Consider the following 8,079-nt stretch of genomic DNA (forward strand, 5'->3'; position numbering starts at 1 on the left):
CGAACAGCAGGACTTCGACATCGCCGAGGATTGCGGCTGGTGGCCCGGCGGCCAGCGCTACGATCCAGAGGATCGTTTCTATAACTGTCCGCGCCTGCAACACTGGATCCAGACCTATGGCATGGACTATTTCACCCCTGATCCGCCGTGAGGAGCCTGTCCCGCACCGCCTGCGCCGTCAGTCCTTCCGCGCGATAGTCGCGCAAGGCCTTCGATCCCTTGCGTTTGGCCAGCCGCCGCCCCTGATCATCGAGCAGCAGCGCATGATGCGCATAAACCGGCGTCGGCAGGCCTAACAGCGCCTGCAACAGCACCTGCGTATGGGTGGCGTCATAGAGATCATGGCCGCGATGCACATGGGTCACGCCCTGCCGCGCGTCGTCCACGACCACGCACAGATGATAGGCGACGCCGATATCCTTGCGCCCCAGCACGACGTCGCCATTGACGCCCGGATCGGCGCGGCGCTCATCCGCGCCTTCAAAAAAGCTCAACGCGTCATAACGCGCGCCCAGCGCCCTGCGGCACGCTTCCAGCGACAGCCGCCAGGCGGGCGGCGCGGGCGCGTTTTCCGCCATATCCTCGCCCTGCGGCGCGCTCAAGGCCGCCTCGGCCTCGCCCCTGCGCGTCCTCGCGTCGGCATAGAGCACGCCCATATCGCGCAGACGTTCCAGCGCCGCCTGATAATCCGCCATATGCTCGCTCTGGCGCAGCACCGGCTCCGGCCAGTCCAGCCCCAGCCAGCGCAGATCGTCATGGATCGCCTGCTCAAAGTCCGGTCGGCAGCGCGTATGGTCGATATCCTCGATGCGCAACAAAAACTCCCCGCCCTGCGCCTGCGCCGCCGCGAATCCGGTCAGCGCGCTGAAGGCGTGGCCCAGATGCAGATAACCGGTCGGGGAGGGCGCGAAACGAGTCCTGTACATCCGCTCACCCTAAACACGCCGCCGCAAAATTTCACAAAAAATTCCCATTCCTTTTCCCCAGAATCGGGTTCACTCTTTCATCAGGACCAAACCGCGTGTAGAAGGAGACCCGTCTTCAAAACGTGCCGTTTACCGACGACGCTGTCATATCGGAGGCCGATATGCAGATCCTGAAAAGTCCGCCTTCCGACTGGCGCGCGCTGGTCCTGAACGCCGATTTCCGGCCTCTGTCCTATTACCCGCTTTCGACCAAGCCGTGGCAGGAGGTCGTCAAGGCGGTGTTCGAGGGGCGTGTCGATGTGGTCTCGACCTATGATGTCGAAATCCGCTCGCCCTCGATGAAGATGCGTCTGCCCAGCGTGGTGTCGCTGAAATCCTATGTCGATCAGAACCGACCGCCCGCCTTCACACGCTATAATGTCTTTCTGCGCGACCGCTTCTCCTGCCAGTATTGCGGCGCCCGCTCAGAACTGACCTTCGATCATGTGGTGCCGGTCTCGCAGGGCGGCAAAAGCACCTGGACCAATATTCTGACCGCCTGCGCGCCGTGCAATTTGCGTAAAGGGGGAAAAACTCCCCGCCAGGCGGGTATGATGCCGACACAGAATCCACACCGCCCGACAATGCACCAGCTACAGGCGCTCGGCAGGTCGTTTCCCCCTAACTATCTGCACGAAAGTTGGATAGATTATCTCTACTGGGATACGCTGCTGGAGGCGTGAACCGGACGGATGGGGATGGGGCGGCATGGCGCCTGTGCGCTTTGAAACGGACCGGGGCGGCTTTGGCGTGGTGCGCTTTCCACGTCCCAAGGGCCGTTCGCGCACGCCGCTGGAGCCGCTGCAGCAGGCGCTGGAGACAACGCTGAACGTCCGCTTCGAGGCGCGCCGCGAGCGCCTGTTCGGTCCGCGCATCCAGAGCTTCATCTTTATGGGCGAGCGCGTGAAACTGAAAATGCTCGACAGCGGCGACGCGCAGATCGACCTGTCCGAAGCCGATGACGAGATGCGCGAAATCCTGATCGAGAGCCTGCGCCAGAGCCACGCCTTCGAGAGCTTTTAACGCACCTGAAACCACACCAGCAGCCCCGCCGCCGCCGTCATCAGCACAAAGGCCAGGCCGCCGAACAGGTTCGACCAGACGCCATTGACGTAATCGCCCATGACCTTTTTGTTGTTGGCGATGTGCAGCACGATGGCGATGATCACCGGCGCGGTCAGGCCGTACAGCATGGCCGACCAGATCAGCGCCCGCACCGCGCCGATATGGGTGTAATTAATCCCCAGTCCGATCAGCACGGCTATGATCAGCACGGCATAGAAGGCGGGGGCCTCATGCGGCTTGCGGTCCAGCCCCTCGCGCCAGTCGAACGCCTCGGCGACCAGATAGGACAGAGCGCCCGCCAGCACCGGAATGGCCAGAAAGCCCGTGCCGATGACGCCGAGCGCGAACAGATAATAGGCGCCGTCTCCGGCAAGGGGTCTCAGCGCCTGCGCCGCCTGTTCGACCGTGTCGATGCGATGCACGCCCGCATTGAACAGCACCGTGCCGGTGGTCAGGATGATGAAGAACATGACGATATTGGAGAACAACATGCCGATATCGACGTCGAAGCCCATCTCCTCGATCAGGCGCTTATCGACGCGCAGCCGCTTCTGCTTCACGGCCTCGACCTCCATGGTCGCCTGCCAGAAGAACAGATAGGGCGAGATGGTCGTGCCCAGAATGGCCACCAGAATCGCCAGATAGTCGCGATCCCACCGCCAGACGGGCGTATAGGCGTCATGCAGAACCTGCCGCCAGTCGGTATGGCTGAGAAAGGGGACGATCAGATAGACCAGCAGCGCGGCGCACAGCCATTTCAGCACGGCGGCGAACTTCTGATACGGCAGCCAGACTATGGCCAGCAGGATGACGCCGGTGAAGCCGACGCTCCAGGTCAGGCTCGGAACCGTGGGAACGACCAGATGCGTGACCGCGCCCATGGCGGCGATGTCGGCGCCGATATTGAGCACAATGGCCGGAAAGCTGAACAGAACCATCAGCCACAGCACCGGGCGCGGATAGGTCTTGCGCAGAATGCCGGTCAGCCCCTGCTGGGTGACCATGCCGATGCGCGCGCACATTTCCTGCACCGCCGCCATCAGCGGAAAGGTGACAAGGGCCGTCCACAAGGTCAGCAGGCCGAACTGGGCGCCCGCCTGCGAATAGGTCGCCACGCCCGACGGATCGTCGTCCGAAGCGCCCGTGATCAGGCCGGGGCCGATGGCTTTGAGCAGGCGACCGAGCGAGCGCCGTTGACGGGAGGGCTGGCTGTCCGATCCCCCCTCCATTGGGTTCAGATCTTTTCGCTGATGCGGATGGCCAGGCGGCACCCGGCCTGCACCACGGCGGACAGCAGCGGGTAGGCGGGCGCCTCGTGCGCGCCCTGCGCGATGGCCTGATCGTGGTGGCCCAGCTCGTCGTCGCGGAACTGCGACAACTGCGCCGCCAGCTCCGGGTCCGTGTCCTCCAGTTCGGCGACCTGACCGGCGTAATGCTCGCCGATCACCGCCTCAACCGCCTCGGTGCAGGCGTGGGCGGCCTTTTCGCCGAGCAGAGCCGTGCCGACCCCCAGCGCCGTCGCCGCGACGCGCCATACCGGGGTCATCAGGGTCGGACGGATGTTCTTCTCGCGCAGCAGCGTCTCAAAAGCGTCGAGATGGACCTGCTCCTCGCCCTGCATCTTGGTGAACTGGCGGCTCAGCTCCTTGTGCGGCGTGTCGGAAAAGACCCGGCTCTGGCCGCGGTAGATATGCACGGCGGCCAGCTCCCCGGCGTGGTCGACGCGCAGCATCTCTTCAAGGCGACGGCGGCCTTCGCCGGGACCGGGGCGTTTGGGCGATGGGGTCATCAGGCTCTCCTGCGACGCGGGCGGAAGCGCAGCGAAGCGATCAGGCTCAGCAGCGCCAGCACGGTGGACACGATGGCGTTATAACCGGCCATGGACAGGCCGAACATGCGCCATTGCGCCACGTCGCACATCGGCGCCTTGGTCGCCGCTCCGGCCAGGAAGGCGGCCATCTGATCGAGGCTGATCTCGCCGCCCGAAGCGGTGCAGCTTTCCGGTCCGCGCCACCATTTCAGCTCGACCCCGGCATGGAACAGGGCGATGGCCGCGCCGGTGGCGAAGATGGCGAACAGGACGAAGGAGAAGACGCGCGGCGGCCCCTTGGCGCCGGTGAACAGGGCCCAGACGCTGGCGACCAGCGCCACGCCGGACGCGATCCAGTAGATATCGCGCTGCTTTAGGCACAGATGGCACGGCTCCAGATGCCCGAAAAGCTGGAACGACCAGGCCGTCGCCAGCATGGCCAGGGACAGGACGAGGGCGGTAATGCTCCACCAGCGGCCAAAAGCGAGAAACAGCCTTCTGCCGACCTTGTTCGATTTGGGAGCCTGCATCGCGATCCTATTTCGCCATCCACTTGACGACAATGAAGCCTAACACGATCACCGCCACAACAACAGCCGTTACGATATAGATGCGCTTTTCGATCAGCTCGGCCAGCTCCGGCCCGAATTTGCGGAACAGGAAGGCGACGAAGAAGAAGCGCACCGTGCGCGTTATGGCCGACGAAATGGCGAACCACACCAGCGAAAACTGCGCCAGACCGGCGGCGATGGTCACCAGCTTGTACGGAATCGGCGTCAGGCCTTTGACAAGGATCACGGCCACGCCCCATTTGGCGAAGAAGGCGCGAAACTCCTGAAGCCCGTCGGGGTGGCCGAACAGGGCCAGAATCCAGTGGCCGAGCGGCTGGACGTAATAGCCGATAGCGTAACCCAGAAAGCCGCCGAGCACGGAGAAGATCGAGCAGATCAGAGCCAGCCGCCACGCCTTTTCCGGTCGCGCCATGACCATGGGCGCCAGCATGATGTCAGGCGGCAGCGGAAAGAAGGAGGCTTCGGCGAAAGCGATGACCGCCAGCGCCTTTTCGGCGTGCGGGCCGCCGGCCTGACGAATCATCCAGTTATAGAGAGGTCGCAGCACAGGAAACTCGGGAAAACAGCGATGTGAATCTCCCCTTATCAGGCGGCGCGCGACTTGTCGCGGGCGCCGTCGCGGCCGGACGAAATTTCCGCAGGGCTGCGCGCAAATGACGCAACCAAAAATATTGGGCCAGAAATATTGTGCCAAAAATATGGAGTCTGCGGCGCATTAGTCTATATGGACCCAGCCTTTATAATTAATGATTTGTCACTGAGCGGATCATTTGCCATTGGCGTATAAACGCCCATCCTGTAAAAGGGCAGTGGTTGAGGATGTAACTTATGACGCATGGTTCGCTTACCCTGGATGAGTATATGCCCTATCGTCTCGCCGTGGCTTCGACCGCGGTGAGCGCGCTGATCGCGACGGCGTATGAGAGCCTTTACGGCCTCAAGATCCCAGAATGGCGGCTGATCTTCGTGCTGCGCGAGGACGGTCCGACCACGCAACAGGCTCTGGTCAAACGCTCCGGCATGGATAAGGTGACCATCTCGCGCGCCGCGCAAAGCCTGGCCAAGCGCCGCCTGATCACGCGCGCGCCGCATGAACACGACGGACGTTCGCATCACCTGATCCTGACCGCCGAAGGCGAGCGTCTCTATGCCGATGTGGCGCCCGCCGCCGCCGAATATGAGCGCATCATGCTGGCCGATTTCTCGCCGGACGAGGTCGTGCAGTTCAAGAAACTGTTGCGCCGTGTCGAGGAAGCCGCGCTCAAGGCGCAAAACGGCCGCTGATTCCCTCTTGCTTGCTGGCGGGCCATGGGACAATCTGTTAACCTTTCCACTGTGATGGCTCAGGGCTGACGGAAAGGGGGGCTGACATGCGATACGGTTTCGATGCGCCTTCAAATGCGCCGAGTGACTTCCCGTCCGATCCGGTCGTGCATCATCACCTGCTGGCCTGGCTGCTGCTGGTCCTGCTGGCGGTCGTCGCGACGGCCAGCCTGACTCTTGTGTTCAAAAGCGCCGAAAAGATGATGCGCAGCCGCCTTGGCGACGGCGTCGACGCGCGCGTCAAGCTGGTGCGCAAAAGCCTCGAAGCCGCCGCCAGAGCGCGCGCCGACGATCAGATTGATCTGGCGCAGGCCGCGCGCGAGGCGCTCAACGACAATTTCGGACGCACCCTGGCGCTGAGCGACGGGCTCTTCAAGGCGGCCGATGCGCTCAACAAGGCGCTGGACGGCATGCGCGAGGAGGAGGTCAAGCCGCAAGCGGCGCCAGGCGGCGGGGTCGTACACGGCGGCACGGTGATCAATATCGCCGTCGCCAATGGCGCGGTCGCGCCGGTTCCGATGGCGCCTGCGGAGTCTCAGGGAGCGTCGCCCCCGGCTGAACCGGCGCCTGCAACGCCCGAAGACCGCCGCGACGCCCTGTGGCGCGCGGTGCAAAAGCTGTTCGCCTACTGGAGCCATATGAACGTGGTCAGCGCCGCCTTCCGCGCTGCGCAGACTCAGTTGCTGCAATCGCCGACGTGGATCGCGCCGCATGAGATGGCGCCGCCGCCAGAGGCGCCGCCGCGTTTCTGGCGTTTCTCCGCGCCAATCTCCGCGCCTGGGCGCAAATGAGTACGGCCCGGTCATGAACAGCGATTTCGACGATGCTTTTGGCGGTCCGCCCGACGGGTTCGCGCCTTACCACGCCGGACCCGATCCGCTGCTGATCATGCTGCTGATCGTGCTGGGCCTCGTGGTGGCGGGCTTTGTCGGCCTGATCGTCTATCTGGGGCGTCAGCGCGGATTGAAACGCTTGCGCGCCGAACGCGCCGCCTCGGCGGAAGCGATCTACGCCAGCATCCGCCACCATCTCGACAAGGCGCTGGCCTCGCCCGGCGGCGTCATGCTGGAGCGCGGGCGCGAAGTCGCCGACGTCATCGAGGCGCGGCTCGGGCTGGTGCTGGCGCTGAAAGCCCGTCCGGGCAAGCTGATCGGCGAACTGGATAAGGCGCTGGCGGGCAAGGTCGAGAAGCCTTCCACAGAACCGGGACCGGTCAAGGTCAAACGGCCCCTGCCGACCGAAACGCATTATCTCGAAGTCTGGAAGGCCCTGCAGGGGCTGAATCAACTCTGGCAGGACAAGCCGCGCGTGCTGGCCATGATCGAAGCGGCGCAGGCCGAACTGTCGGAACGGCCGCCGCTGTTGCGTCCCAAACCCGCCGCCGCCGAAGCCGCCGCCGTGGTGGCCGCGGCGCTCGCCGACGCCGATCGCGGCGTCGCTGCGCCAAAGTCCGAGCCTGAGTCAGAGCCAGAACCGGACCCGCCGGAGCCGACGCCGCCAAAACCGCGCGCGCGCCGCGAAAAACGTGCTAAGGAATCGTCGGGCAAAGAGGGTGGCGAAGGGGGCGGCGGCAAGCGCAAAGAGGATCTGCCGCCGCATAAACGCAACATGCTGGCCTGACCTTACCGGGCGGGCCGGAACGGGAGTTCTGGACTTGCATACGCTTAACCGGCGGGCGATCGGCTTCGCCGCCATGCTTTCGGCCCTGGCGGGCTGTGTTGACGCCATCGGCTTTATCAAGCTGGGTGGCTATTTCGTCGCCTTTATGAGCGGAAACTCGACGCAACTGGCGGTCGGGTTGGCGCAGCTTGATGTCGGCAGGATCGTGCAACTGGGCAGCATCCTGCTTTTGTTCGTCGGCGGGACCATGCTCGGCGCGCTGCTTGGCCACGGAACGTCCAAAGGCCGGGGTTTGCGCGTCCTGCGGCTGGTGGCGTGGCTGCTGGCCTGCGCCTGCCTGTTCCATTTGGCTCACTGGGACTTCGCCGCCATTATCCTGATGGTGCTGGCCATGGGGGCTGAGAACAATGTCTTTCAGCGCGACGGCGACATGGTGGTCGGCCTGACCTATATGACCGGAACCCTGGTCAAGATGGGCCAGAAGATGGCGGGCGCCCTGACTGGCGGCGACGTCTGGGGTTGGGTTCCCTATGGCCTTCTGTGGCTGGGTCTGGTCTCGGGCGCAACCTGCGGCGCGGCGCTCTACGGTCTTTTCGGGCTGGGCAGCCTGTGGGCGGTCGCGGCCTTTGCGGCAGCGATGATGATTTACGCAACCATCGACCGTCGTGTTCTGACCGATTAATCCAGTCCCTCGTCCTGATTCAGCACCGCGTCGTCATCGTCG

The 8,079-nt window shown here is 64.0% G+C and carries 11 protein-coding genes; 6 read left to right on the plus strand and 5 right to left on the minus strand.

From position 1 onward, the window contains the following. Positions 1 to 131 precede the first annotated feature (131 nt). Positions 132 to 926: a tRNA glutamyl-Q(34) synthetase GluQRS gene (gene gluQRS, locus ACTHLA_RS10505; RefSeq protein ID WP_440188501.1), complete on the minus strand. Its 795-nt coding sequence runs from the start codon at positions 924 to 926 to the stop codon at positions 132 to 134. A 161-nt stretch (positions 927 to 1,087) separates the two neighbouring features. Between gluQRS and ACTHLA_RS10510 the strand changes: the two genes are divergently transcribed. Both ACTHLA_RS10510 and ACTHLA_RS10515 read left to right on the plus strand, forming a co-directional pair. After that, positions 1,088 to 1,648: an HNH endonuclease gene (locus ACTHLA_RS10510; RefSeq protein WP_440188504.1), complete on the plus strand. Its 561-nt coding sequence runs from the start codon at positions 1,088 to 1,090 to the stop codon at positions 1,646 to 1,648. Positions 1,649 to 1,673: 25 nt separating this feature from the next. Then, the gene (locus tag ACTHLA_RS10515; RefSeq protein ID WP_440188507.1) at positions 1,674 to 1,988 is read left to right on the plus strand and encodes a hypothetical protein; all 315 of its coding nucleotides are present in this window, start codon (positions 1,674 to 1,676) and stop codon (positions 1,986 to 1,988) included. Here ACTHLA_RS10515 and ACTHLA_RS10520 read toward each other — a convergent pair. From ACTHLA_RS10520 to ACTHLA_RS10535, 4 genes are read right to left on the minus strand one after another with little or no spacing between them, the layout of a single operon-like run. After that, positions 1,985 to 3,259, minus strand: a complete 1,275-nt coding sequence (locus tag ACTHLA_RS10520; RefSeq protein WP_440188510.1) for an NRAMP family divalent metal transporter — start codon at positions 3,257 to 3,259, stop codon at positions 1,985 to 1,987. The genes ACTHLA_RS10515 and ACTHLA_RS10520 overlap by 4 nt on opposite strands. A gap of 5 nt (positions 3,260 to 3,264) precedes the next feature. Beyond that, the gene (locus tag ACTHLA_RS10525; protein WP_440188513.1) at positions 3,265 to 3,819 is read right to left on the minus strand and encodes a demethoxyubiquinone hydroxylase family protein; all 555 of its coding nucleotides are present in this window, start codon (positions 3,817 to 3,819) and stop codon (positions 3,265 to 3,267) included. Then, positions 3,819 to 4,370, minus strand: coding sequence for a disulfide bond formation protein B (locus tag ACTHLA_RS10530; RefSeq protein WP_440188515.1), 552 nt, complete (start codon positions 4,368 to 4,370; stop codon positions 3,819 to 3,821). Before ACTHLA_RS10530 ends, ACTHLA_RS10525 begins: the two co-directional genes overlap by 1 nt. A gap of 7 nt (positions 4,371 to 4,377) precedes the next feature. Continuing rightward, positions 4,378 to 4,959 carry a YqaA family protein gene (locus ACTHLA_RS10535; protein WP_440188518.1) on the minus strand — a complete coding sequence of 194 codons (582 nt, stop codon included), beginning with the start codon at positions 4,957 to 4,959 and terminating at the stop codon, positions 4,378 to 4,380. Between the two features lie 314 nt (positions 4,960 to 5,273). On the opposite strand from ACTHLA_RS10535, the gene ACTHLA_RS10540 reads away from it, so the two are divergent. The 4 genes from ACTHLA_RS10540 (at position 5,274) to ACTHLA_RS10555 (ending at position 8,037) form a co-directional block, all read left to right on the plus strand. Then, positions 5,274 to 5,696 carry a MarR family winged helix-turn-helix transcriptional regulator gene (locus tag ACTHLA_RS10540; protein ID WP_440188521.1) on the plus strand — a complete coding sequence of 141 codons (423 nt, stop codon included), beginning with the start codon at positions 5,274 to 5,276 and terminating at the stop codon, positions 5,694 to 5,696. An 86-nt stretch (positions 5,697 to 5,782) separates the two neighbouring features. Further along, entirely contained in the window at positions 5,783 to 6,526 is a 744-nt protein-coding gene (locus ACTHLA_RS10545; RefSeq protein ID WP_440188523.1) for a hypothetical protein, read from the plus strand. Between the two features lie 13 nt (positions 6,527 to 6,539). Continuing rightward, the gene (locus tag ACTHLA_RS10550; RefSeq protein ID WP_440188526.1) at positions 6,540 to 7,355 is read left to right on the plus strand and encodes a hypothetical protein; all 816 of its coding nucleotides are present in this window, start codon (positions 6,540 to 6,542) and stop codon (positions 7,353 to 7,355) included. A gap of 34 nt (positions 7,356 to 7,389) precedes the next feature. Further along, positions 7,390 to 8,037, plus strand: a complete 648-nt coding sequence (locus ACTHLA_RS10555) for a YoaK family protein (protein ID WP_440188529.1) — start codon at positions 7,390 to 7,392, stop codon at positions 8,035 to 8,037. Positions 8,038 to 8,079: the final 42 nt, after the last annotated feature.

Origin of the sequence: Asticcacaulis sp. (assembly GCF_051956075.1) — a bacterium.
GTDB lineage: Bacteria > Pseudomonadota > Alphaproteobacteria > Caulobacterales > Caulobacteraceae > Asticcacaulis.